The following is a 24,588-nucleotide window of genomic DNA, read 5'->3' as shown; positions in this document are numbered from 1 at the left end:
AGATACGCTAGGGGCGGCCATCGGGTTGCGTATAGGGGAGCCGGGCGCGCCTGTACAATCGCTTGTAGACGCTCAGTCTTCGGGGAAGAAGAACTCGCGCAGATGCTCTCCGATGCGCGCGGGACGCAGCGTTTCGGCATCAATGCAGCACCAGCTCGATTGCACTTCGGCCAGCACGTCTTCACCGCGGCGGATCACCGTATGATAGAACGCGCGAGCCCCGTTGAAGCGTTCGAGCACGGTCTGTGCGATGACATCGTCTTCGAGAAAGGCGGGCTTGCGATAGGTGATCTCATGCTTGAGAGCGACCCAGGCCTTGGACGCGACCTCTTCCGCCGGAGCAAGGCCCCGCCAATGCGCCAGCACCGCATCCTGCACCCAGTTGAGGTAACGCGCATTGTTGACGTGCCCCATGAAGTCGATGTCTTCAGGGGTAACGGTGATGGGGAAGCGGAAGGGCATTGCTGACATGAATGTCAGTTAGCCCAAGTAACCCTGCATTGCCATGACAAACTGCACCGAAATCGCATCGAAAGCAGAGTGCGGCTTGCTTCAAGCCTCAGCCCGACGCTAACGCATGGCTCTAAATACCCGAAAGACCCCTTCAAATGGCCAGCAAACCGCGCACTCTCTACGACAAGATCTGGGACGACCATGTGGTCGAGACCCGCGATGACGGGACCGCGATCATCTATATCGATCGCCATCTCGTGCATGAAGTGACCAGCCCGCAAGCTTTCGAGGCACTGCGGCTTGCAGGGCGCTCAGTTCGTCGGCCCGAACTCACACTTGCTGTGCCTGATCACAATCTGCCGACGACGGCGCGGCGCGATGCGGCAGGCGGCAAGGTGCCAATCGAGGACCCGCAGAGCGCAGCGCAGCTCGCAGCGCTTGAACGCAACGCTCCCGATTTCGGCATCCGTTATATCGGCGATGCCGATGCCGAGCAGGGGATCGTCCACGTGGTCGGCCCGGAACAGGGCTTCTCGCTCCCCGGCACCACGATCGTATGCGGCGATTCGCACACGGCGAGCCATGGCGGCCTCGGCGCGCTCGCCTTCGGGATCGGGACGAGCGAGGTCGAGCATGTGCTCGCGACGCAAACGCTGCTGCTCCAGCGCTCGAAGTCGATGGAGGTGCGCGTCACGGGCGAGCTTGGACCGGGCGTCACCGCAAAGGATCTCATCCTTCACATCATTGGAGTGATTGGCGCCGCTGGCGGCACAGGCCACGTCATCGAGTATCGCGGCCGGGTGTTCGAGCAAATGAGCGTCGAGCAGCGTCTGACCGTCTGCAACATGAGCATCGAGGCTGGCGCGCGTGCCGGTCTAATTGCGCCCGACGATACCGTGTTCCGTTACCTCAAGGACCGCCCGATGTCGCCCAAGGGCGCCGCATGGGATCATGCGGTCGCATATTGGAACACGCTTCGCACCGACGAGGGCGCCCAGTTCGACAAATCGGTCACTATCGACGCCGCCGATGTCGCGCCAACCGTCACTTGGGGCACCAGCCCTGAAGACGTGCTCCCAATCACTGGCACAGTCCCATCACCTGACAGCTTCGCTGATCCATCCAAGCAAGCAGCGGCGGCCAAGAGCCTCGATTACATGGGCCTTACCCCCGGCACGCCGATGACCGAGATCGCGATCGAAAACGTCTTCATCGGGAGCTGCACCAACAGCCGCATCGAAGACCTGCGCGACGCAGCAAAGGTTCTGAAGGGCCGCCACAAGGCGGACAACGTGCGCTGGGCGATCGTCGTGCCCGGATCGGGCCTTGTGAAGCGCCAGGCGGAGGAAGAAGGGCTCGACCGCATCTTCGTTGATGCGGGCTTCGAATGGCGCGAACCGGGCTGTTCGGCCTGCCTCGGCATGAACCCCGACAAGGTCCCTGCCGGCGAACGCTGCGCCTCGACCAGCAATCGCAACTTCGTAGGCCGCCAGGGCCCCGGCGCTCGCACGCACCTCGTCTCGCCCGCCATGGCCGCTGCGGCCGCAATCGCCGGCAGGCTCACGGACGTGAGGGAACTGACCGAATGAAGGCGACCTGCTTGTGCGGCAAGGTGGAGGTAGCGTTGCCCGAGCGCCCAACCTCGATCACATTTTGCGACTGCAGCCTGTGCCGGAAAAGCGGAGCGGCGTGGAGCTACTTCTCACGCGGAGCGCTTCGTGTGACGGGTGAGACGGTCTGCTTTCAACGCGAAGACATCGACAATCCGATGGTCGAACTTCATTCATGCAGCCACTGCGGCGTGACGACCCACTGGATTGCCAGCGAGGCCTCGCAAGCGGACCGGATGGGCGCGAATATGCGATTGTTCACACCTGCCGAGGTCGCAGGTATCGAAGCTCGCTTCATGGACGGCCTTGGGTGGGATGGAGTATCAGAGCCAAGCGAGCGGCGCGAACGAGGCGTGATCGGACAAGACGTGCTGATCGCCTGACGACAGAACTGCCCACCTACTCAACTGCCCCTTGCCTTTCCCCTCACCCCTCAGCATGAGACACCAATGACCAAGACCTCCAAAGCCGCTATCGCCGCTGCCGGTGCCATCGGTTCCGCAGCTATCGCCGCCGCTCTCCTTTATGCAGGAAAGCGCTCGAAAGCGAAGAAGCCCGTAGAGCCCTCCAAGACAATCCCCTCGGGCGAGCCGCCCGAAACCGACTAAAGGGACGGGCAAGTGGATCCCATCTCTCAGGTCGAAGGCCGCGCCATTCCCTTCGGCGCCAAGAATGTCGACACCGACATCATCATCCCGGCCAAGTGGCTGAAGACCATCAGCCGCGAAGGGCTTGGCGAAGGCGCTTTTGAGAGCATTCGCGCAAGCGAAGACAATGTCTTCGATGACCCCGCCTACAAGGGCGCTCCGATCCTGATCGCGGGAGACAATTTCGGCTGCGGGTCGAGCCGGGAGCACGCCGCATGGGCAATCCTCGACCTCGGCATTCGCGCGGTGATGGCACCGAGCTATTCGGACATCTTCTCAGGCAATGCGGTGAAAAATGGGATCCTGCCCGTCGTCCTGCCGCAGAAAGTGATCGACCGGCTGATGGAAGTGGCAAAGGATGGCCATGAGATCACCGTTGACCTTGAAAACCAGACCGTCACCACGCCGTTCCAAGACCGCTTCACCTTCGAGATCGATCCGTTCCGCAAGCACTGCCTTCTCGGCGGGCTTGATGAAGTGTCGCTCACGCTCGAAAGCAGCGACGCGATCACGACATTCGAAGACCGTCGCAAATCCGCGCAAGCGTGGGTTGCGGCAGGCACCAATATCTAAGGGAGAGACCTCACATGAAAGCCATCCGCACGCACGAAGTCGGCGGCCCTGAGACGCTGACGCTCGACGAGATCGCAACGCCCACGCCCGGCAAGGGCGAGGTGCTGGTCGCGGTGAAGGCTTGTGCGATCAACTATCCCGACACGCTGATGATCCGCGACCTCTACCAGTTCAAGCCGGAGCGTCCCTATTCGCCGGGTGGTGAGATCGCGGGCGTGATCGAAGCGGTTGGCGAAGGCGTCGAAGGCTTCAAGGTCGGCGACAATGTCATGGCCGGGATCGGCAATGGCGGGCTTCGCGAAAAGGCGATCGTTCCGGCCAATCGCATGTTCCCGGTGCCCGACGGGGTGCCGCATGAAAAAGCTGCATCGCTCCTGATGACATACGGCACCACGATCCACGGCCTCAAGGATCGCGGACACATCAAGGAAGGCGATGTCGTGCTTGTGCTCGGCGCGGCAGGCGGCGTTGGCCTTTCCGCAGTCGAACTCGCCAAGGCGTTCGGTGCGCGCGTGGTTGCAGCTGTGTCGAGCGAGGCCAAGGGCGAAGTCGCCCGCAAGGCCGGCGCTGACGAGGTGGTGATCTATCCGCGCGAAGAGATGGACAAGGCCGCATCCAAGGAACTCGCCAACAAGTTCAAGGAAGCATGCGGCCCCAACGGCGCCAACATCGTTTACGACATCGTGGGCGGCCAGTATTCCGAACCCGCGCTTCGTTCGATCGCATGGGAAGGCCGGTTTCTGGTCGTCGGTTTCCCGGCGGGGATCGCGAAGATGCCGCTCAACCTTACGCTCCTCAAGTCCTGCGATATCTGCGGCGTCTTCTGGGGAGCCTTCACCGCACGCGAGCCGGCCAAGTTCGTCGAGCAGGTGAAGGAGCTTTTCGCGCTTATGAAGGAAGGCAAGATCGACCCGCTCGTTTCCGAAACCTTCCCGCTCGAACGCGCGGGCGAAGCGATTGCCAAGCTCGAAAACCGCGAGGCAGTCGGCAAGCTTGTCGTTACGATGGACTAAATTGACGGGTCAGCAGAGCGAATGCCTGTTGCCGCGCGCCCTGCCCGACCCTATTTCAAAGAGGTATTTTCCAAGGGGATCACCATGACCGATTTCAAAGACCGCGAACGCGCCGAAGAAGCCAAGTTCGCACTCGACGAAGAAACCGCATTCAAGATCGCGGCACGCCGCAACCGCCTGCTCGGCGAATGGGCTGCCGGGATCATGAACCTCACGCCCGAAGAAACCGAGGCCTACAAGAAGTCTGTCGTACAGGCCGACTTCGAGGAAGCTGGTGATGAAGACGTCATTCGCAAGCTGCTCGGCGATCTGACCGCAGCGGACACCAATGTCAGCGAAGCCGACATCCGCGCGAAGCTCGAAGAAATGGCGATCGAGGCCAAGCGCCAATACATGAGCGAGAGCTGATCGCCCCATGCCCATGTCCGGCCCTGATATCGAAGCGGCGATTCTCGCTGCTCTGCCCGGTGCGAGCGTAGAACTCACTGACCTTGCAGGCGACAACGATCACTGGGCCGCGGTCGTGACCGCTCCGCAATTCGTCGGCAAGACCCGCGTGCAGCAGCACAAAATGGTCTACGCCGCTCTCGGCGGGCGCATGGGCGGCGAACTGCACGCCTTGCAAGTGACCACCGTGGTCCCCACGTAGTTTTCGACACAAGAACACGCAGAACGAAGGCCCATTAGAATGGCTGATATCAACACCCGCATTTCCACCCTCGTCGGCGAGAACGACGTCGTCCTGTTCATGAAGGGCACCCCGCTCTTCCCGCAATGCGGCTTTTCAAGCCGCGCTGTGGCGATCCTCGACCATTGCGGCGTTCAGTATGAAAGCGTCGATGTGCTCCAGGACATGGAAGTGCGTCAGGGGATCAAGACCTTCTCCGATTGGCCGACCATCCCCCAGCTCTACGTGAAGGGCGAGTTTGTCGGTGGTAGCGACATCATGATGGAAATGTTCGAAGCGGGCGAACTCCAGCAGATGATGGACGAGAACAAAGTCGCCAAGATCGAAAGCTGACCGACTTCGCTGATCGGCAAAGAAAAAAGCCGCCTCGCAACGGGAAGTGCGAGGCGGCTTTTTCTTTGAGGAGGTGAGACCCAGAGACCAGGAAGGCCGCACCTCAATTCGAAGACCACATTCTTCGCGCTCTCTTATGCACTTGCCGTGCCAAAACAGCGAAGCCTCGGAATTGTGCCGTTCATGATGGTTAGCAGCCTTTAACCTTTGTTTCGGCTGTAAGGGATCCCGACACCGCGCCTCACTGCCCTTGGCAAGCGGGCGAAGGCGCGCCATCACTGGCTGCATGACAAGCGAATCTGCACCGCAAGGTATTCCCGCCGCCACAATCATCATCTTCCGAAACGATCCTGAAGGCGGCGACCCTCAGGTGCTCATGACGGTCCGATCGCGCACCATGGTGTTCGCTGGCGGTATGGCGGTGTTTCCCGGTGGCCGGGTCGATCCTGAGGACTTCGCGCTCGGCGAGGATGCCGCGGCAGACAGCGGCGGCGCGATCACCTCCGATGAGGCTGCACACCAGATCGCCGCAATTCGCGAAACGCTCGAGGAAACCGGACTGGCGCTTGGACTTGCAGGCGATATCGACGCATCGAAAGCCGCCGAGGCCCGCGCGATGCTTGAAAAGCGCAACGAACTTGAGCCAGTGCTGAAAGCGTTCGGTTGGACACTCGACCTCGATCAGATCGTGCCCTTCGCTCGTTGGTTCCCCAAGAACGAGAACCTGTCACGCCTTTACGACACGCGCTTCTACCTTGCCGATCTGGGCACCGGCGAAGTCGACGTTTCGATCGACAATTCGGAGAACACCCGCCTCTTCTGGACCAGCGCAAAGGGCGCGCTGAGGATGGCAGAGGAAGGCGAAATCAAGCTGATCTTTCCGACCCGGCGAAATCTTGAGCGCCTTGCGCTCTTCGCAAGTTTCGAAGAGGCACGCGCGCAGGCCGAAGCGATCCCCGTCAAGACGATCGTCCCGCGCGTCGACACCACTGGTGCCCAACCGATGCTGACGATCATGGAGGACGCGGGCTACCCGATCACTTCCGAACTGCTCGAAACTGTCGCACGCGGCTGACCGTGCGCTTTACCGACGCGCCATGCGGTAGCGGTTCTCGCGGAAACTGACGACGCGATAGCCGCGCTCGAGCATCTCCTTCTCGTAATCGTATTTGGCATCTTCAAGCTCGCGCTCATATTCGCGGCGCGCATCGAAGCGGTCTTCTGCATCGGTCGCACGGCGCAGATCGCTGCGCAGCTCGCGGCGAGCCTCGCTGATGTCGGTCTGGTAATCGACCCACCATTTGTTCGTGAAATTGTTGGGTGAAGGCGGAAGCGAGCGGTAGCGCTCGACAACAATTTCGCGGTCATGCGCAGCTAGAGGCGCCGAAAAGAGAGTTCCGGCAACTGCCAGCGAGGCGACGAGGATACGGGTCATGGTTGGTCTCCTGTTTGCTTCGATGACTACACTTGTCATTCCAATATGAACGGGAGCGGACTCGGCGCGCGACGAGATCCGTCCCGGCACCAGCCGTGTCTGAGCTGCGATGGATGAAAGTTGGCGCGCCCGGCAGGAATAGCGCAATTGCCTATTTTCAGCATCTTGCCGATGTCCAACCTACCCAAATAGCCCACGGGAACCCGCCACATCCCATTGCGCGTTGTCCAACTTATGTTTGGGCGAGTCAGCAGCCTTAAAGTGTTTAGATCTAAGGCTGTTCCAAAGTGATAAACTATCGTTTCGCCTCAGATCGCACGAGCGACAACCCTTGAGGCGAAGACGAAGGTGGGGCCGCGTTGTTCGACACCACCCCAAAAATCAATGCATCGACTTCAGCATGTGGCAGGGACAGTTCCTCTGAAATGACCCTAATAGTCATCTTGTCATTCCAGAGCAGTTTGAGGACCTTCTCCCATACCATCGACCGTTCGCGCTCGATCGGCATCGGCTCATTCTTATGGAATCCTTGGCGTGAGATTTGGATACACAGATCGCGATTTCGCCAATCGGTTGTGATGCCCAGCTTATGAACGCGATAATTGAGTGCGGCTAACGAAACTTTCCAACGACGTTTCAATCTAATCAACTGATCTAGCGAATAGACGTCAGAAATATGCGCCAGAACGTCTGCGCGCGGCATCAGAAATGCAGATGCAAACCTGTTTGCCTGATCTTCCGCTTCACGGCCTGTCGTTTTCCCATCTTGATGAAGAACGAGGTGGCCTAACTCATGTGCGGCATCAAAACGGCTACTTTCTGCACTCTTTATCGTATTCAGATAAACAAAGGGCGTGCCGTCTTTCCAAAAAGAGAATGCATTCACGGTAACTGAATTCTCGGCCAGCGAGAACACACGGACCCCATGAGCCTCCATCAAATGAATCATGTTTGAAATCGGTTGTTCACCCAGCCCCCAATCGGCGCGCAAAGTCCTGGCAGCACTTTCTGGGTCTAGAGAGTGAAGGTCTGGCACATCGACTGAAGGCAAAGAAAATCGTTCTTCAGCCCAGTCAGATACCAAGAACCCCAACGCGCCTGCGGACAAGGCCGCATCGCGAACTGCGGCTTTCATTGATGTCTGGCTGCGGAAGCTAACCAACTCAGCTTCTGGTATTTCGATGTCGGGTTGAAAGAAGAATTCGACCGGATAATTCAGAGCTCGGGCGATTTTCTCCACCATTTCAGTATCAGGCTCAGTCAGGCCTTTCTCCCATCGGGAAACGGTATGCTGCGCCACCCCAAGTAACTCAGCGAATCCTTTTTGCTTCAGCAATCGCCTTTGTCGGGCGACGCTGAAGCGCGCAGAACTAAAAGACATAATTACTTCCGAGCGATGGGAATATCGATCTCGATTACGTCGCCATCCGTTTTCGACCCATCAATTGGCCCAATGCCGGATCCATCGTCTCCGATGATGATAATCCGCTTACTGAAACCTGTGAAAAAGCCACCTTCGATATCAATGGGACAAGACACTTCGGCGCGAACATCTTGTCCGTCTGAATAGACACAGACATACCATGATGTAAGCCCATGCTCCGCATCTGCCACCTTCGGGAAGGCTACGACATTAGTCGCCTCCTCCATGAACTCGAACGCGCCCTGATTGGTTTGAACAATACGGTCAGTCGCAGCGCCCTTCTTTGAGCGATTCTGCGGAAAACGATCGTCCGCCTCGATCCCGGTTCCGTCGCCGGTATTCGAAACAAGCAACCGCACACCCAGCTTGCGATTAACCACCGAACTCACCTGGCCGTCTTCATCGCGCTCCCAGTCAGGAAAACGTTTGTCATGGATCGTGACTTCGCGTGACCGCCGAATGCCCATTCGCCATGCCGACCAACCAGCTGCGCCAGGCGGGTCATTCTCTGTCGCATCCGCCTTGGCGCCTGCCATTGCGTGGACAATCTCAAGAACCTGCTCAGCGGTTAAGCCGATGCGTTCCAATTCATTACGGATCTCGTTCGGCTTTGCTACGATTACTGTCGCCATGGAATCACCACCTGTTCATTTTTTCTGCCTCATATGTGGCGGAAAAAATGAACAGGGTCAACTGATCCGGACCGTTTTTCGCCGGCAATACGCACCTTATGCGCACCCCATCAAAAACGGGTATTGTCCAACCGCTTTTTCTCTCAATAAAATCAGATATTTACTGTATGAGATGGCGCGCCCGGCAGGACTCGAACCTGCTGCCTCAAGATTAGAAGTCTCGCGCTCTATCCAGATGAGCTACGGGCGCGCATTCCTGTTCGGAACCGGCACCCATTAGCGTGCTTTGCGGCCAATGGGAATCGCGCTAGTGCCCGCGCATATGGAAAACACATCCGACCCGGCCGATCCCGGCGCCGCCTTCGACCAAGACCCGAATGACGGAATCCAGGCGACCAGCCATGCCCCGGTGACTTTCCGATACTACGATTTCGTGATGGCGGCCTTTGTCGCGATCCTGCTGTTGTCGAATATTATCGGTGCGGCCAAACTGACTTTTGTCGACGTCGCCTTCTGGCCCGAAGGCTGGTGGCCCGCTCCCGATGGCGTGTTTATCTATGGCGCGGGCATCCTGTTCTTTCCGCTTGGCTATGTCATCGGCGATGTCCTCACCGAGATTTACGGCTTTGCCCGCGCGCGCCGCGTGATCTGGACCGGCTTTGCGGCGATGATCTTCCTCGCGTTCATGAGCTACGTCGTGGTCAGCTTGCCAGCCTTTGACGGATGGGCTTGCGGGGCGAGCGGGTTTGACGGGCAAGGCCCTCTTACCTCCACCACCGATCCCGACGGACCAACAGGCTCTATCTGCCAACAAACCTATGAAAGCGTTTTTGGAAGCACCTGGCGCATCGTGCTTGCCTCGATCACCGCGTTCTGGGCTGGCGAGTTCGTCAATTCCTATGTCATGGCAAAGATGAAGGTCTGGACCAAGGGCAAGGCCCTGTGGACCCGCACCATCGGCTCGACCGTGGTGGGACAAGGTGTCGACAGCCTGATCTTCTACCCGGTCGCCTTCCTCGGCATCTGGACAACCGAAGCCGTCATCACCGTGATGATCACAAACTGGCTGCTCAAGGTGATCTGGGAAGCCGCGCTCACGCCCGTGACCTATCTGGTCGTCGCGAAGCTCAAGAAGGCCGAAGGCGTGGACCTGTTCGACACCGACACCGATTTCTCACCCTTTTCGGGCAAGGAAACTAAGTCAGCAGCCTAGATCAGCTCGTTTTCGAGAAGCTCATCATCGGGAATGATGTCGACTTTCCAGTCGAATCCTAGCCTGCCTGCTAGGAGCTTCATGTCCTTCTCGGTCGGAATGCCGAACAAGGCCTCGTGGCTTTCGGCAAGGCGCAGGACGAGGGTCTTTTCCGCGACCAGCAGACGGCTGACCTGAAGCGAACGCCGCGAACGCGCGCCCAAGCGGCGAGCGAGGCGCACCGCAAGGCCCCAGCACATGGCTTCGTTCAAGGCGTCTTCACTGGCAAGCTCGCGGACTTCGTCGGGCAGATCGAGAGCGTTGCCGTTCGCCGCGATTGCTGCGGCGAGCATAGCGCGGTCCTTGCTGCTGACCGCGATCCAGCGTTTGTGCAGCGCCCAGTCGATTGCCTGCGGCAAACGGATGTTGGGCTCGATCTGCATCGATGCGAGAGCAAGCATGGTCGCAGCTAACCTAAGCCGTTCGGTCCCATGCTTCTGCGGCGGGGCAGCATCGACGGTCCAGCCCGCTATGCGCGCAGCCAGCGTCTGGGGAGAGCCGCGCTGGGTCGCAAAAACGCCTACACCGGCAAGCAGTGGGTCTTGCGCTTTCGCGTGATCGGGTAGCCGGTCGTAGAGCAGGCCTTCGCGCAGGCCCCATGAGGAGAAGATCAGGCAGCTCGGGCCAAAGCGCGAAAGCATCGCCTCTGCAAGGACAGACGCATCAGGTAGCTTCTCAGCACGCATCGAGGAGATACGGTCGCGCTCTTTCAGGCTCTCAACGCTCTCTTTGGCAAGCGCCTTGCCGATGTGCGACTTGGCTTCATCGGGCTCGAGCATAAAGCCATGAGGGTCCGATAGCGGATGCCCCTGCTCCTGCATGGCGTAAACCGCCATTGTGCGCAGCGTGCCGCCCACAAGATAAAGCGGCTGCCCCTTCTCGATTTGAGGTGCGCCCTTCTTGAGCGCTTTTTCCAGCGCTTTGCGCATCTCGCTTCGCGAGTCTCCGCGGTATTCTGGAAGACGCAGAGTGCCGAGTGGAAGCGAGACCGCCTTGCCTGGCTTGCCATTCTCGATGGTGACGAGTTCGAGGCTCCCGCCGCCAAGATCGGCGACGGTCCCGGTCGCGCCGGGAAAAGCGCCGGCCACTCCGCTCGCACTCAAGCACGCTTCCTCTTCGCCCGAAATGATCCGGGGCTTGAAGCCCAGCTTCTTCAGTTCTTTGACAAATTGGGAGCCATTGCTCGCCTCGCGGACTGCGGCAGTTGCGACCGTCTCAACGTCGTCGACACCGAGGTCTTCGAGTAACAGGGCGAACCGCTTGAGCCCGCGCATAGCGAACTCGATTGCCTCATCGGCAAGCTTACCATCAGTTGCGATATCACGGCCAAGCCGCGCGCTCACCTTCTCGTTGAGCAGCACCGTCGGCGCGCGCATGGTGCCACCGTAAACGACCATGCGGACCGTGTTGGAGCCGATATCGATAATTGCACGGCCCGGAGTTGCCCCAGCAAATGTTCCATCGCGCTCGGCACGCCTCCGTTTCGAGCTCATCCAGCACGTCCCCGGCGCAAGCTGAGCTTAGGCACCGCTCCCGCCTCCAAGGCGCCCCCGCGCCCCGACAGAGAGGGGTTGGTCATAAAGTAGCGGTGGCAGTTGAAAGGCTTCCCATCGGTCTCGACCCGCGAATAGCTGCCATCGGCATGGAGCCACCAGCTTTGCTCGGTGTCGAGCATGTTGGCGAGCAGCACCTGCTGTAGAATCTGGTCATGGACGGTCCGGTTGGTAATCGGAATAAGCGATTCCACACGGCGATCGAGGTTGCGGCCCATCAGATCGGCCGAAGAGATGTAAACTCGCGCATTTGGCCCCGGCATCGCGCGGCCGTTCGCAAAAGCGTAAATGCGCGAATGCTCAAGAAAGCGTCCGATGATCGATTTGACCCTGATGTTCTCCGAAAGGCCCTCGACCCCCGGGCGCAGGCAGCAAATGCCGCGAACCACCAGTTCCACGCGAACACCTGCATTGCTGGCGGCGTAGAGGCGGTCGATCATGCCTTCGTCCGTGATCTGGTTGCACTTCATCCAGATCGCGGCTGGCTTGCCCTTGCGCGCATTAGCGATCTCGGCGTCGATGCGCTCGTAGATCTCTTCGCGCAGGTCCAGCGGCGCGATCGAGATCATTTCAAGGCCATGCGGTTCGACATAGCCGGTTACGAAATTCATCATCTTCGCCGCATCGCGACCCAGCTTGGGATCGGCGGTGAAGAAGCTCATGTCAGTGTAAATCTTGGCCGTGATCGGGTGGTAGTTTCCGGTCCCAAAGTGGCAGTATGTGCGAAAACCGCTCTCCTCGCGCCGCACTACCATCGCAACCTTGGCGTGGGTTTTCCAGTCGGTGAAGCCGTAGATGACCTGCACCCCGGCACGCTCCAGCTTGGTTGCCCATTTGAGGTTCTGTTCCTCATCGAAGCGGGCTTTCAGTTCGACCACCGCAGTTACCGACTTGCCGTTCTCCGCCGCCTCGATCAGTGCGCTGATGACGGCGGACTGAGACCCTGCACGGTAAAGCGTCTGCTTGATCGCGACGACATCCGGATCGGCAGCCGCCTGCCGGATGAAATCGACCACCACTTCGAAGCTCTCGTAGGGGTGGTGAATGACGATGTCTTTCTCGCGAATGGCGGAGAAGGCGTCGCCGTCATGTTCGCGAATGCGCTCTGGATAGCGCGGTGAATAGGCGTCGAACTTGAGATCGGGCCGGTCTTCATCGACAATCTCGGCAAGGCCGTCGATACCGATCATTCCGTCGGTCTTGATGACGGCGGCCTCGTGCACTCCGAGTTGCTGGAGCAGGATCTCCTCGCCCTGCGGATCAAAGTCTTCTTCCAGCTCAAGCTGGATCACCTGCCCGCGCCGACGGCGCTGGATCGCGCTGCGGAAGGTGCGCACGAGGTCCTCGGCCTCTTCCTCGATCTCGATATCGCTGTCGCGCAGCACGCGGAAAAGTCCGTCGCCTTCGATTGTAAAGCCCGGAAAGAGCTTCTTTGCGTAGCGCTGGATGAGGCTTGCTATCGAGATGTAGACCGCCTCCCCTGCGCCGGCGATGTCACCCGGCACCCGGACAAAACGCGGCAAGGCGGTCGGGATCAGGATCATCTCCATAATCTGTTCCTTGTCCGCATCGCGGCTGAGCGTGAACAGCAGGCCCATTCCTTCGTTGTGCACGAAAGGAAATGGGTGCGCAGGATCGAGCGCCTGCGGCGTGATCACGGGAAGAATTTCTTCGAGGAAGAACGCCTCGAGCCACTTGTGAGCGGCGGGCTTCACGCGCTGTTCGTCGGCGATATGAATGTCGGCTTCGGCAAGCAGCGCATGCAGGTTGCGCCAGATATCCTGTTGGCGCGCGGACAATTCGGCCAGCTTTTCGCGTATGGCGCTGAGTTGCTGGGTTGGAGTGCGGCCATCGATGGCTGGTTTGTCGATTCCGCGCTGCGCCTGACCGACCAGGCCCGCTACGCGGATCATCATGAATTCATCAAGGTTGCTGCCAGAGATCGACAGGAACCGCAGGCGCTCAAGCAGCGGATAACGCTCGTTACATGCCTCTGCGAGGACTCTCTCGTTGAAGGCAAGCCACGACAATTCGCGGTTGAAGTAAGCGTCGCCACCGGGCGCGATGGTCGCAGGAGGTGCCGACGGCGGAGACGCAGCCGAAACGGTCTGATCGCTGGTGATAGGCTGGCTGCTCATTCGCGTTTCTGTCGAAGCTCCACACGGCTGTTGACGCACGCCAACGCGTTGCGCTCACTGCGTTACACACTGCGCCCAATGTTCGTGTGCGCGCGACGTGTAAATCACGCAAACGCTGTTGTCACACGAATGTCAAATTCGCAGGCGCGTGAACCGGCGCGCGAAGCTTCAAACCAAGGTGCGACTGTCCGCTATCGCCGTGATACCGCGCTTGCCATTCGCGTCCCGTCCCAACTGGACGATCACATCGATCACGCTGGCGGCGTAAGAGATCGTGTCGCTTCGGGTCAGGCCAATCCCGGTCTGCATCACCATAAGCGACAATTGCTCCAAAGCGCCGCGCAGCGAGTTGGCGTGAATGGTCGAAAAGCTCCCTGGGTGACCTGTATTAATCGCGCGAAGGAAGGAGACGCTTTCGGCACCGCGAAGCTCACCCAGAACGATCCGGTCAGGGCGAAGACGTAGGGCAGCCTGTAGCAGCTCATTGGGCGTGACCTTGGCCTCACCCAACTCGCCCTTCACCGCGACGAGGCCAACCGAGTTCTCGCCCGGAAACTTCAGCTCAGGCGTATCTTCGACCAAAACGACGCGCTCTTCGCGTGGGATTTCGCCGAGCATGGCGTTGAGGAACGTCGTTTTGCCCGTGCTGGTCCCGCCGGAAATAAGGATCGTGCGACGATGTCGGATGGCTTCGCGCAGATATTCGATAGGCTGGAATTGCGGATCCGGCATCTCGATCACCTGCTCTCCAGCGAGCGGGCCGGTGTCATAGGCATCGAGTGGTAGATCAAGGCGGCGGTGGCGACGGATCGCCATGACCCAATGCTTGCGGCTTGCGGGAGGGCCGCAGAACTGAATGCGTGCACCATCGGGCAGTGTTGCGCCCAGGAGCGGGTGTTCGCGGTTGATGCCCTGGTGGCTTACCCGCGCCACCTGCTCGGCAAGTCGCTGGACAAGCCGGTCGTCGATTTCAGGCGTGATGATCTTCTTGATGCCAGGATCCGACGCATCTTCGACCCAAACCTCGCCCGGTTCGTTGACCATGATCTCGGTCACGGTATCGCGGTCGAGCCAGCGCTTGAACGGCGCGAGATAGGCGTCGAGATAGACGCTGCGCTCACCGCCGATGGGCGCGTCAGACGCGCTCGCCGCCTCCGGCTCCTGCGAGGAGGCGGACTGGCCTGCTCCTGAAGGAAGCGGATGGATATCGGCAGTCATAATCGTCGCTATCGGTTCAAATCACTCGGCAACGCCGGTGAAGTCGAGGTCGCGCGCGGTAAAGACACGGATCGGTTCACCCATGCGCACGCGGATCGTCGGGCCGATCTGGCCGTCTTGCTGCGCAGCGATGCTGGCAGCGCTCTGCCCTGCTCCGCCTAGGACAACTGAAGTCCCGCCCGACGCGATAGCGCCAAGGCCGCCGACAACCGACAAGAGCATGGCGGAACCAAACCGGCGGAAGAAGTGGTTGTTCACATCGCCTTCCAGACCAGTGGTGCCGTCAAAGGCGACAGCGGGCGAGGCGATGTTGACCGATGCGCCATCCGGACGGATTAGGCGGGTCCAGATCACGTAAGCACGCTTTTGACCCTGCTGCACGCCCGATTGGTATTGGCCGATCAGACGCGAGGAGCGCGGGATCAGCACGTTCGTCCCGTCAAAGCTACGCACGTCCTGGCTCACGACCGCGCGGACATAGCCCGGAACATCGGTGTTGATCGCGGTTTCGAGCACCGCCGGGATCATCGTGCCTTCGGTCACGGTGGTGGCCGGATTGACCATCGGTCGAGCCTGCGCGGGAGCACCGCCGACGCCGCCCACAGCGCTTGCAAAGGCTGCTGCAGAACCGATGGCCCCGGAATCGCCGACACCCGGTCCGCTGGCGACCACCGCACCGGGTGCAGCTTCAGCAGCCTGCGCATTCAACGCGTTACGGCTTGCATCATAGATCATGGTCGGGCTGGCGAGCGGGTTGGTCGCCGGACCTGCAGCAACGGCAGGCGGATTGGCGAGGATCGGAGCCGGTGCCGGATCGGGCCGTGCAACGACGGGGGCAGGAACAGGAACCGACGCAGGCTCGGTCGCAGGGACCGCAGCGGCCTGGGCTGGCTGCGCGCCCACCCCGCCCGTGTTTTCCGCATCGGGCAGTTCCGCCGCCGTCATCGCCCAGAAGGTTGTCGCTCCGAGCAAGCCGACAATCGCAACACCTGCAGCAAGGCCCAGCCCTTCGGTCTTGGTCTTGCGCTCGGCGACGGCGGAATAACCGTTGCGGCTCGCAAGATCGATGACTTCTGCGGATTCGCCGTCGCGCGGGTCGCCGCCCTCGGCATTGCCGTTATCGCCCTTCTTGGGCGGAAGACGCATGGCAAGACGCATTACTTCATCTCCCTCATGATCCGCGACCGCGATCGCTCGCGGCGCTGACGCGGCGCGAAGGCACCGGGCCATTGTTGGTCAGTGTAGCACTATCATTGCCCGAGCGCAGGATGATTTCGCTCGGGACCATATCGAGCACGACAGTATCGCCGCGCACGGTGAAATTGGCAGGCCCTTCATCGCCTTGATCGTTGGTGATCAGGATCGCCGGAATGGCTGTGCCGGCGGGCCAGGTCAGGAATACCGCTTCGCCATCGTCATAGGTGCGCGCTGGCAAAAGCTCGCTCTTGCCTTCGCCCGCCCATTCAAAGTTGAGCATGGCAGGGTCCGCCACAGCATAGGGATCGTTCGCCGCTGCAAGCTCGACCTCATTGGCCTCCTCCCGCTCCTGAGCGGCGGCGGCAGCCAGTGCGGCTTCCTCAGCCGCTTTCTCAAGCTCGGGATAGCGGAACTGCATCACGTAAAGCGGCGCGTTGCGAGGGCTCGCCACGAGATCGAACAGGTAGGTGCGCTTGCTGGTCACGACCGTCATGTTGGTGCGAGCGCTCGCTTCCAAGGGCTTCACAAACAGGATCGACTGCGCTTGATTTGGCTGGACCTGCCAGGAATTGCTGTCGCCGATGCCGACATTCTGGATCGTTTCATCAGGCGCGAACTTGATCGTCGTCTGGACGCGGACTTTTCCGTTAATGGTGTAAACGCGGGTTTCGTCGAAAACGAGCGTCACAAGCCGAGGATCGCCGCCGGGCGTTTCCTGAACGGTTTCTGCTTCTTGCGCTGCGACGGGCAGCGCAGCCACCGGGGCAAGCGCAACCGCCAGAGCAGTCAGTGGGAGCCGAAGCTGTTCGGCGCGGATCATTACTTGGTCTCCGATTTCGAAAGAGCGTTGTTGGCACCTGCCGAGCGGAACCGGTTGCCGATCCCACGGGTGCGCGAAACCTGCGCATTGCCCGGCGCGGCCTGACCGCTGCCTGAAGATGTCGCGAAGACCTTCGTCTCGCGAACGGTCGTCGGCCCATTGGAGCCACTATCATTCGCTGCGGATTGGCTGGGCACGTTTACGTCAATGCGGCGCTGCGCTGCAGCGTTGGCGGACGCTGTCGGGGCGACTTGAGTGGACCGGGGCTGGCTCGCCGGGGCAGCTTGAGCGGCTGCGAGGGCAGGTTCCGGAGCGCGGTCGACAACCTTGTCGGGCCGCGCGAAGCCGAAGACTTCCCATTTGGCGACCATCACTGCGGAAACGAGCAATGCCATCAGCATCAGCACCACGTGGACGAAGCCGACCACGAAGAAACCCATCGCGGCTTGCTGATCGATCTGGCCCGGTACGGCGACGAGTGCGGCGAGGATCGGCACAGCAAGCTCCAGCATGATCGAACCGCCCACCACTGCGAAAAGCGGGCCGAGCGCGAGCATGACCAGTCCCTTGAGCCATCCAACGAACAAACCGCGCGTCCCATTGAACAGGGCAAGCACGACAAAGATCGGACCAACTGCCAGAAGCAGGGCAATCCCAATACGCGCAGTGACAAGCAAGCCGACTGTTCCCAGCAGGAGGAGCATCGCCCCCGCCCACATCATTCCAGGTGGTGAAAACAGGTTGATGTCGGTCTGCCCGGTCGATGCTTGCTGCACAGCGATAAACACGATGTCGAGCTTGGTTGCGAAGGTGGCAGTCGCCGAGCCCTGACTGTCGGTCAGGATGCCAGCGATCTGGTCGGGTCCGCCAACCACGAGATTGTAGAACACGGTTTGGAACGCAGCAAAACTCGTCGCGAAAGTCAGCACGAGGCCGATGGTCATCATTTTCGGGATGACTGCTCGCACCGACAGGTTCGAGCGGCCCAGCATCAGGCTGAAGCCGAAAAACGCGACATACATCGTCAGCAGGACAGTCAGTACCACGCCAAGCTGCCCTTCGGCGCCGAACAGACGGTTGAAAGCCTGCTCGCTCACCTGGCTGGCGATGCAGTCGACCGCGGTCAGCGCCGCAGCGACGCCTGTGCCCATGTCCTGGGCTGCAAGGTCGCAGCTTGTCGTCATTCCGCCGCCTGCCAGACGGGCGAGCCGTCCTCGTCGACCGCGCCATTCCCGCCGTCGGGCCACGCCTTGTTGGTGAGCGCCGGGTACCATGCGCTTGGCTCGTCACCGACGGCTTCACGCAGTAGGTCGAGCCGCCGGACAGCACTTTCGCGGCCCGAAAGGATGGTCAGCACTTCGGGTGCGCCCGACAGATCAAGCCGCACCACCACGCTCGCATCGGGCTGACGCACGAGGAAGCAGCGCGAATGCGCGGGCAAAGTGCGGATCAGCGCAAGTTCGTGGTCGGTAAGGCCGAAACCGTCGCAGTAATCTTCGGGGCGTGCGCGACTGTTCGGCATAAAGACCATCGTAGCAGTCTGCTCGACCAGAGCCGTCGAGATGCGGCTTTCGAGCGCGTCGCGGGCGGACTGCGTCGCAAATCCGACCAGCGCATTGCGCTTACGCAAGGTCTTGAGCCAGTCGCGAATGCGCGCGGCAAAAACCTCGTCGTCGAGCGCCTTCCAGCCCTCGTCGATCAGGATCATGGTCGGCTCACCGTCAAGCCGCTCATCGATCCGGTGGAACAGGTACATCATGGTCGGCGTGCGCAGACGCGGGTTTTCAAGCAGCTGCGTCATGTCGAAACCGAGCACGCGCTGGTCGAGGTCGAGCGCGTCCTTCTCGTTGTCGAAGAGCCACGCATGTTCGCCGCCATCGCCAGAGGCGCTTCCGATCCAAGCGCTCAGGCGGTCGGCGAGGTCGCCCGGTTCTGGCCGGCGCGCACCGGCCAGCAATTCCTTGAAGTGGCGCAGGCGGCGAAGGCTTGGATCGTTGGCATAAGTCGCATCGACCGCCGCGCTGATCGTCGCGTATTCCTCGGGCCCCTCGGCCTTTAGCAGCACGCCCAGCCAGTCACGCAGGAATGCCTTATTCGCAGGCGTATCGGGGAGCGAGAGCGGATTGAAGCCGGTCGGCTCACCCGGATTGATTCGGTCGTAGCGCCCACCGATGCCGCGAATGAACAGCTCCGCCCCGCGATCCTTGTCGAAAAGGATCGTGCGCGGTTTGAACTTCTGCGCCTGCGCGGCGAGGAAATTCATCACCACCGTCTTACCCGAACCCGACGGCCCGATCACCGAGAAGTTGCCAAGGTCGCCGTGGTGGAAACTGAAAAAGAACGGCGTCGCGCTGGTCGTCTCCAGCAGCGTGACAGCATCGCCCCAGTGATTGTTCGATGCCTGCCCCAGCGCAAAGCCGTGGAAGCTGCCGAAGCTCGCCATGTTGGCCGAGGAAATGAGCGCGCGGCGCACGACGAATTCCTCGTTACCGGGGAACTGTGCCCAGAACGACGGCTCGAGATTTGTGTCCTCGCGCACGGCGATCGCACCGGTGTCGGCAAGCGCCGCAGATGCAGCGGCCGTCGCTTCGTCAAGCCGGTCTAGCGAACGCTCGCGCACCAGCACGGTGAGGTGATGATCGCCAAAGCCGACCGAGCCGTTACCAAGCTCGTCGCGCGCGGCCATCATGTCGGCGCGTTCAGCAGCTGCCTCTTCATCGACCGACCGCGAGCGACGCAGCGCAAGGTCGATCCTCTCGCGCGCCGTTGTACGCTCATTCGGGGCGTAGCTTTCGGTGACCACCATCTCGTATGGAAGGCGCAGCAGCCCGTCGAGCAGTCCCGGCGAGGTCGCCTCGGGATAATCCTTCAATCCGATGATCGCTGCAAAGTCTGGCTTGCCCGAACCCTTCAGCTCCATCGCATCGAGACCGAAACTGGACCGACGATAAGGCAGCATGTGTCCAATGTCAGTGTCGGCATCGGGACGACGAACTGGGCGCATCTCGCCATTATAGAGCGCCGAGAGCAGCTCGAGCATCTCGGAATTGGTGCCGTCCTTGGTTCCCGGCGCGACATAATCGCCGAGGACTGCCGCACCATAGGCCGACAGCGAGGCCGTCAGACCGGTAACTGCCGCTTTCAGGCTGCGGATATCGTTGGGATCGGCCTCAAGCTCTTCCTTGCCCTGGCGAGAGAAGAACTTGCTCATGCGCTCCGGCAAGCCGGTCTTACCGCGTGCGGGACGGCGGATGAGCGTGACGAACTGATCGTTGATGAACAGCGAGCCGCCAGCAAGCCGCTCTTTCCAGCGCGCATCGATATGGCGCGAGAGCGGATCGGGGAACTCGGCGTCGAGTTCAACCTCAACCCGGCGACGGATCACATGGTGATACAGAACGAAGCGCGCATCTAGCGTCGAACGCAAGACCACTTCGCGCGTCGCGGCATGTGCGTTGAGAGCGTCGGAATCCTCAGTCTCGAACAGCAGGCCGGGCACCTGGATCGCGCTCATGACCGATCCATCGCGCAGCAGCACGGTGCTTTCGTCGATCAGCCGCTCGTAAGGCAGGCGATCGCCGACACGCGTTTCTCGCGCGCTCCATGCGGCAGGTCCGATCCATTTCACCATCTGTGCCCCTCCCTAAGAGGCGGATAAATCGTCGCTTAAGGCGCGTAGCTGTTGCAGCCCCAACGACGGAAATTCGGAATGCGCGGGCATTTCGATACCTTCGTGATCCACAAATCGAAGATACGCGGTTCGCGCAGCGAAGCAAAATAGCCGATGGCGTGCATCACGAACGGCACCGGCACGATCCAGAACGAATTCAGGATCAGAAACGAAATCGTCGTCACCATCATGTTGATGATGAAGAAATTCATCGTCACGCCCATGAACATCTGCGGGCGGGTCAGCGTGCGGTGCACCGGGTGACGGACGAGATCGCTCATCGCCTAGGTCACACCGCGCTGATCGTCGCAACGAGGCGCGGCGCGCCGAAAATGATGAAGACGCCGATTATGACCGTTGCGCCATAGCGCCAGTTCATCCGGCCGGTCAGCATCATGAAGCCAACACCAGCGACAGCCATGACGGCAACCGTGGTCGCAATAGGGCCAAGCAGGATCGACTGCATCCAGACGAGCGCGGTCGTGATCGGATCACCGCTCTGCTGGGGCGTCTGCTGCGCGAAGGCGGCGCTCGGCATGGCGATGAGCGCGAGGAAAGCAGCCAGACGGGCCGAAAGACGAGAAAGCGAAGTCATTGGGTAATCCATAGTCCTTTAAACGGAGAAGCCCGGGCAATCTTGCGCCTATTGCGCGCCGGGGCGAGAATGGTTCGACAGCCGACCCATAATGGCGGCAACATATTGGCGCGTCTCACGAATATTGGGAATGCCGCCAGCACGGATCACCCGCCCCGGCCCTGCATTGTAGGCGGCGAGCGCCTTTTCGAGATCGCCTTCGAAACGATCGAGCTGTTCGCGCAAGTAACGCGCCCCGCCCTCGAGATTCTGCATTGGATCATCCGGATCGACGCCAAGATCACGCGCCGTGCCAGGCATCAATTGAGCAAGACCGCGCGCTCCTGCATGCGACACAGCGGTGGGGCGCCAGCGGCTTTCTTGCCAGACGACCGCTTCGAGCAAAGCGGGGCTCAGATCGAACCGCTGCGCGAGCTCATGGATCTTGGCTGCATATTGCGGCGGGATGCCGGAAGCGTGACGGACCGTGTCGCCCACGATGTTTTCCGGGACGTAGATCGCGCTTAATTCTGTCGCGCCGTCTTCGACCAGAAAGCCCTGATCCGTTTCGCCGACAAGCACGGAGTTCGCAGCCTCCACGCGCTGACCTCCGGCCACCCAACGGGCACCGTCTGCGTCAACTTCCATGACGTCAGCGTGGGCCGTGCTCGCCATAAATGCCAGCGCCAGAAGCGCCGACGGGAGTGTCATGCCCAGCGATACAGATCTGCTCGCACGCGCGAGAATCATTGCTGTCCTCCAGAGGCTTCTCCTTTGTCTACCGTAAATGACAAGCGGGTGACAGTCTCGCAGAACACACTCTGCTCCAGACCGTCCTTGCGGCCTTTCTTCGCGACGAAGTGGCAAACAAAAGCGGGCGCGAAGCGATGTGCTTCGCGCCCGCTGTAAAGGGCACCTCAGACGCGCCCTAAAGTATAAAGCCACAAGTGCGGATTTTTGGCATCCGCTTTCAAAGCAAAGAGCACGGCCAACCTTTGCGAGCCCGAACCGCGCTTGTTGCTGTGGCCGTCAATCAGTCACGCAAGGTGAACTGGCTGCCACTTGCCCGCTCAGGAAGGAACTCCCCGCGATCCAGCATTGCGATGGCCTTGCGTGCCAACCGGCGCGAATCCGTCGTGGTTCCGTTAGCTGTCTCGAGGTCGAGCACTTCGCGACTGCGCATCGCTGCTTCAAAATTTGCACGGGCCTTATCGATCTCGCCTATCTGCGCATGTGCGATGCCAAGATTGATGAGCAGCGCAGGATCGCCCGGATGCGCTTCAAGCTCAGCCTCGAGCGCGGCGATGGCGCGGATAGTCTCTCCGTCCGACAGTGTCTGCGCCGACAGACCTGCATCGGTTGGCGTCACAGATTGTGCGTGTGCAGGCACCGCGATTGCAGCGCTCGCTGCGAGAATCGCTGTCAGGCCGAGCCGGTTCTTGTTTTTGTATGACATTGGCATGCCCTCCTTTTCTTGTGAGAGCATGATGCGACGTGTTTCTTAAAAATGCAATACAACTGTAACATTGTCATACAGCTGCCATTGAACGGTATTTTTCATCGATATTTCAGTAGTTTGAATGCGAACCCCTATTTCATTTATGTTACAGTTACGTAATTTTGCTCAGTCGCATTTGTCTTTTTTCAGTCATGTGACAGTCCTGTCGCAAAAAGCATCGCACAGCAAAAATTCTGTCACTTACCGTCCCTAGCGGAGTCTGCGGCGCCACCATTCGCGCGCTTTCGATTTTTCGATTCTCGGTTTTTCTAGGGGACCGCTCGCTGTGAAGAATATCCAACGCACTCTCGTCCTTGGCGCCAGCATTGTTGCTCTTGCGGGCTGCGGCGCAGACGAAATCGTCTCGCCTGGCACCAGCGGCGACATCATCATCAACAATCCGTCGCCAACTCCCACCCCGACCCCGACCCCGACGCCGACCCAGTCACTGGTCACTCCGGCTGCTGGCTGCCCGACAATTGCATCGACCGGCGGTCTTACCGACGCAGGCACGATCGAAGGCCCGACCGGCGAATATCGCGTGTGTCAGCTACCGACGACCTTCAACGCAGACGACACCCTGCCCTTCATCGACGGCCTTCTTTATGAGATCTCGGGCCGCGTAAACGTCGGCACCGACCAGGGCTTCTCGAGCACCGGCAGCGACGTCAACCTGACGATCGAACCGGGCGTGATCCTCTTCGCGCAGGCCGAATCGTTCTTCGTCGTGAACCGCGGCAACACCATCGCAGCTGACGGCACCGCCGATCGCCCGATCGTCTGGACAAGCCGCGACAACGTTCTCGGCCTCTCGAGCGACGGCAGCGATGCACAGTGGGGTGGCGTCGTTCTTCTTGGCCGCGCTCCGGTCTCGGATTGTTCGACCCAGGTCTTCAACACCGCTTCGGCTCCCAACGCCAACCCGCAGTGTGAGCAGCAGCTCGAAGGTACCGTCGTTGCAACGCCGTTCGGCGGCACCGACGATGCAGACAGCTCGGGTTCGTTCACCTTCAACCAGATCCGCTTCTCGGGTTTTGAGCTTCAGCAGGCGAACGAACTTCAGTCGCTGACCACCGGCGGCACCGGTTCGGGCACGGTTATCGAGAACCTCCTCTCGTTCAACAGCTCGGATGACGGTGTCGAATTCTTCGGCGGCTCGGTCAACGTCCGTAACCTCGCCGTGATCGGCGCGTCGGACGACTCGATCGACCTCGACAGCGGCGTTCAGACCAACATCGAAACCGGCATCGCTGTTCAGCGCACCAACACCGGTGACAGCCTGGTCGAATTCGACTCGCCCGACGATCTGGGTGACGGCACGCCTGGCAACGCTCTCCCGCAGAGCCGTGGCCAGTTCAATAACTTCACCTTCGTCCAGCGTTCGTCAGCTTCGGGCCAGGCTTTGCGCGTTCGCGGCGGTGCTGCTCTCGGCGTGACCAACTCAGTCATCGACCTCGACACCGCAGCCGACGTCTGCATCCGCGTCGACGAGCAGATCACGCTCGACGCTCTGATCGGCTTCGACTCAGTGGTTTGCGACGGCGTTGATCGCCCGGTTCGCGGCTCTGACGGTCCTTCGGACGCACAGGTTCAGGCGGTTGTCGATGCCGGTACCAACAACGACGTGACCGCGACGCTGACGCTGGTCGACACGGTTGTGAACGGCTCGTTCGAGAACGGCGTGACCGCCTTCGACGCGACCGCCCGTTCGTCCTTCTTCACCGACCTCGGCTTCGTTGGCGCCATTGCAAGCGCCATCGCCGACGACTTCGGTGACTGGACCTGCAACTCGTCGATCCTCGACTTCGGCAGCGCCACCGGCGACTGCACCTCGCTGCCGGTCTACTAATCGGCGCCTTTC

At 60.5% G+C, this 24,588-nt stretch carries 26 protein-coding genes and 1 tRNA gene; 11 read left to right on the top strand and 16 right to left on the bottom strand.

Going from position 1 to position 24,588, the window contains the following annotated elements:
- Positions 1 to 72 precede the first annotated feature (72 nt).
- Complete coding sequence (locus tag AC0V6T_RS02775) at positions 73 to 471, bottom strand: acyl-CoA thioesterase (RefSeq protein WP_007164943.1); 399 nt, start codon at positions 469 to 471, stop codon at positions 73 to 75.
- Between the two features lie 137 nt (positions 472 to 608).
- On the opposite strand from AC0V6T_RS02775, the gene leuC reads away from it, so the two are divergent.
- The 9 genes from leuC (at position 609) to AC0V6T_RS02730 (ending at position 6,392) form a co-directional block, all read left to right on the top strand.
- The gene (gene leuC, locus AC0V6T_RS02770) at positions 609 to 2,042 is read left to right on the top strand and encodes a 3-isopropylmalate dehydratase large subunit (protein ID WP_486124128.1); all 1,434 of its coding nucleotides are present in this window, start codon (positions 609 to 611) and stop codon (positions 2,040 to 2,042) included.
- The gene (locus tag AC0V6T_RS02765; protein ID WP_486124126.1) at positions 2,039 to 2,446 is read left to right on the top strand and encodes a GFA family protein; all 408 of its coding nucleotides are present in this window, start codon (positions 2,039 to 2,041) and stop codon (positions 2,444 to 2,446) included. The genes leuC and AC0V6T_RS02765 overlap by 4 nt, the downstream gene beginning before the upstream one ends.
- Positions 2,447 to 2,512: 66 nt before the next feature.
- Complete coding sequence (locus AC0V6T_RS02760) at positions 2,513 to 2,671, top strand: hypothetical protein (protein ID WP_007164946.1); 159 nt, start codon at positions 2,513 to 2,515, stop codon at positions 2,669 to 2,671.
- 12 nt (positions 2,672 to 2,683) lie between these two features.
- The gene (gene leuD, locus AC0V6T_RS02755; RefSeq protein WP_486124124.1) at positions 2,684 to 3,283 is read left to right on the top strand and encodes a 3-isopropylmalate dehydratase small subunit; all 600 of its coding nucleotides are present in this window, start codon (positions 2,684 to 2,686) and stop codon (positions 3,281 to 3,283) included.
- Positions 3,284 to 3,297: 14 nt separating this feature from the next.
- Complete coding sequence (locus tag AC0V6T_RS02750) at positions 3,298 to 4,296, top strand: NADPH:quinone oxidoreductase family protein (protein ID WP_486124122.1); 999 nt, start codon at positions 3,298 to 3,300, stop codon at positions 4,294 to 4,296.
- An 84-nt stretch (positions 4,297 to 4,380) separates the two neighbouring features.
- Positions 4,381 to 4,704, top strand: a complete 324-nt coding sequence (locus tag AC0V6T_RS02745) for a DUF1476 domain-containing protein (protein WP_007164949.1) — start codon at positions 4,381 to 4,383, stop codon at positions 4,702 to 4,704.
- A 7-nt stretch (positions 4,705 to 4,711) separates the two neighbouring features.
- Positions 4,712 to 4,945 carry a BolA/IbaG family iron-sulfur metabolism protein gene (locus tag AC0V6T_RS02740; protein ID WP_040464368.1) on the top strand — a complete coding sequence of 78 codons (234 nt, stop codon included), beginning with the start codon at positions 4,712 to 4,714 and terminating at the stop codon, positions 4,943 to 4,945.
- Between the two features lie 39 nt (positions 4,946 to 4,984).
- A complete protein-coding gene (gene grxD, locus AC0V6T_RS02735) occupies positions 4,985 to 5,317 on the top strand; it encodes a Grx4 family monothiol glutaredoxin (RefSeq protein ID WP_007164951.1) in 333 nt (110 codons plus the stop codon).
- 286 nt (positions 5,318 to 5,603) lie between these two features.
- A complete protein-coding gene (locus AC0V6T_RS02730; protein WP_486124119.1) occupies positions 5,604 to 6,392 on the top strand; it encodes an NUDIX hydrolase in 789 nt (262 codons plus the stop codon).
- A 9-nt stretch (positions 6,393 to 6,401) separates the two neighbouring features.
- Here AC0V6T_RS02730 and AC0V6T_RS02725 read toward each other — a convergent pair whose 3' ends face one another.
- The 4 genes from AC0V6T_RS02725 to AC0V6T_RS02710 all read right to left on the bottom strand — a co-directional run bounded on the left by AC0V6T_RS02725 (position 6,402) and on the right by AC0V6T_RS02710 (position 9,057).
- The gene (locus tag AC0V6T_RS02725) at positions 6,402 to 6,752 is read right to left on the bottom strand and encodes a hypothetical protein (RefSeq protein WP_007164953.1); all 351 of its coding nucleotides are present in this window, start codon (positions 6,750 to 6,752) and stop codon (positions 6,402 to 6,404) included.
- 295 nt (positions 6,753 to 7,047) lie between these two features.
- Complete coding sequence (locus AC0V6T_RS02720) at positions 7,048 to 8,133, bottom strand: ImmA/IrrE family metallo-endopeptidase (protein ID WP_486124117.1); 1,086 nt, start codon at positions 8,131 to 8,133, stop codon at positions 7,048 to 7,050.
- Positions 8,134 to 8,135: 2 nt separating this feature from the next.
- Positions 8,136 to 8,807 (bottom strand): hypothetical protein, encoded by a 672-nt coding sequence (locus tag AC0V6T_RS02715; protein WP_486124115.1) that lies wholly within the window; start codon positions 8,805 to 8,807, stop codon positions 8,136 to 8,138.
- Positions 8,808 to 8,980: 173 nt separating this feature from the next.
- Positions 8,981 to 9,057 (bottom strand) — tRNA-Arg (locus AC0V6T_RS02710).
- A gap of 72 nt (positions 9,058 to 9,129) precedes the next feature.
- Here AC0V6T_RS02710 and AC0V6T_RS02705 point away from each other — a divergent pair.
- The gene (locus AC0V6T_RS02705) at positions 9,130 to 10,020 is read left to right on the top strand and encodes a queuosine precursor transporter (RefSeq protein WP_486124113.1); all 891 of its coding nucleotides are present in this window, start codon (positions 9,130 to 9,132) and stop codon (positions 10,018 to 10,020) included.
- Here the strand turns inward: AC0V6T_RS02705 and AC0V6T_RS02700 are convergent.
- From AC0V6T_RS02700 to AC0V6T_RS02650, 11 genes are all read right to left on the bottom strand, one after another.
- Positions 10,017 to 11,552, bottom strand: coding sequence for a Ppx/GppA phosphatase family protein (locus AC0V6T_RS02700; protein WP_486124111.1), 1,536 nt, complete (start codon positions 11,550 to 11,552; stop codon positions 10,017 to 10,019). The two genes, AC0V6T_RS02705 and AC0V6T_RS02700, sit on opposite strands and share 4 nt — an antisense overlap.
- Positions 11,549 to 13,750, bottom strand: a complete 2,202-nt coding sequence (locus AC0V6T_RS02695) for an RNA degradosome polyphosphate kinase (protein WP_486124110.1) — start codon at positions 13,748 to 13,750, stop codon at positions 11,549 to 11,551. The genes AC0V6T_RS02700 and AC0V6T_RS02695 overlap by 4 nt, the downstream gene beginning before the upstream one ends.
- A gap of 168 nt (positions 13,751 to 13,918) precedes the next feature.
- Positions 13,919 to 14,968 (bottom strand): P-type DNA transfer ATPase VirB11, encoded by a 1,050-nt coding sequence (gene virB11, locus AC0V6T_RS02690; RefSeq protein ID WP_486124108.1) that lies wholly within the window; start codon positions 14,966 to 14,968, stop codon positions 13,919 to 13,921.
- Between the two features lie 21 nt (positions 14,969 to 14,989).
- On the bottom strand, positions 14,990 to 16,126 hold the full coding sequence (locus AC0V6T_RS02685) for a TraB/TrbI/VirB10 family type IV secretion system protein (RefSeq protein WP_486124106.1): 1,137 nt from the start codon (positions 16,124 to 16,126) through the stop codon (positions 14,990 to 14,992).
- 13 nt (positions 16,127 to 16,139) lie between these two features.
- Complete coding sequence (locus AC0V6T_RS02680) at positions 16,140 to 16,985, bottom strand: TrbG/VirB9 family P-type conjugative transfer protein (RefSeq protein ID WP_486124104.1); 846 nt, start codon at positions 16,983 to 16,985, stop codon at positions 16,140 to 16,142.
- Positions 16,985 to 18,169 (bottom strand): TrbL/VirB6 family protein, encoded by a 1,185-nt coding sequence (locus AC0V6T_RS02675; RefSeq protein WP_486124102.1) that lies wholly within the window; start codon positions 18,167 to 18,169, stop codon positions 16,985 to 16,987. The genes AC0V6T_RS02680 and AC0V6T_RS02675 overlap by 1 nt, the downstream gene beginning before the upstream one ends.
- Positions 18,166 to 20,616 (bottom strand): VirB4 family type IV secretion/conjugal transfer ATPase, encoded by a 2,451-nt coding sequence (locus AC0V6T_RS02670; RefSeq protein WP_486124100.1) that lies wholly within the window; start codon positions 20,614 to 20,616, stop codon positions 18,166 to 18,168. The genes AC0V6T_RS02675 and AC0V6T_RS02670 overlap by 4 nt, the downstream gene beginning before the upstream one ends.
- A 35-nt stretch (positions 20,617 to 20,651) precedes the next feature.
- Positions 20,652 to 20,936, bottom strand: coding sequence for a VirB3 family type IV secretion system protein (locus AC0V6T_RS02665; protein ID WP_111993170.1), 285 nt, complete (start codon positions 20,934 to 20,936; stop codon positions 20,652 to 20,654).
- 8 nt (positions 20,937 to 20,944) lie between these two features.
- The gene (locus tag AC0V6T_RS02660) at positions 20,945 to 21,250 is read right to left on the bottom strand and encodes a TrbC/VirB2 family protein (protein ID WP_486124098.1); all 306 of its coding nucleotides are present in this window, start codon (positions 21,248 to 21,250) and stop codon (positions 20,945 to 20,947) included.
- Between the two features lie 48 nt (positions 21,251 to 21,298).
- Complete coding sequence (locus tag AC0V6T_RS02655; RefSeq protein WP_486124096.1) at positions 21,299 to 21,979, bottom strand: lytic transglycosylase domain-containing protein; 681 nt, start codon at positions 21,977 to 21,979, stop codon at positions 21,299 to 21,301.
- 283 nt (positions 21,980 to 22,262) lie between these two features.
- Positions 22,263 to 22,685: a tetratricopeptide repeat protein gene (locus tag AC0V6T_RS02650; RefSeq protein WP_486124094.1), complete on the bottom strand. Its 423-nt coding sequence runs from the start codon at positions 22,683 to 22,685 to the stop codon at positions 22,263 to 22,265.
- Between the two features lie 328 nt (positions 22,686 to 23,013).
- Here AC0V6T_RS02650 and AC0V6T_RS02645 point away from each other — a divergent pair, with 328 nt between their 5' ends.
- Positions 23,014 to 24,576 carry a hypothetical protein gene (locus AC0V6T_RS02645; RefSeq protein WP_486124092.1) on the top strand — a complete coding sequence of 521 codons (1,563 nt, stop codon included), beginning with the start codon at positions 23,014 to 23,016 and terminating at the stop codon, positions 24,574 to 24,576.
- The last annotated feature ends 12 nt before the right edge of the window (positions 24,577 to 24,588 follow it).

It is taken from the genome of Erythrobacter sp. S158 (assembly GCF_057364915.1).
Note: the sequence above shows the minus strand (reverse complement) of the source record. Positions and strands in the feature narration are given on the sequence as shown.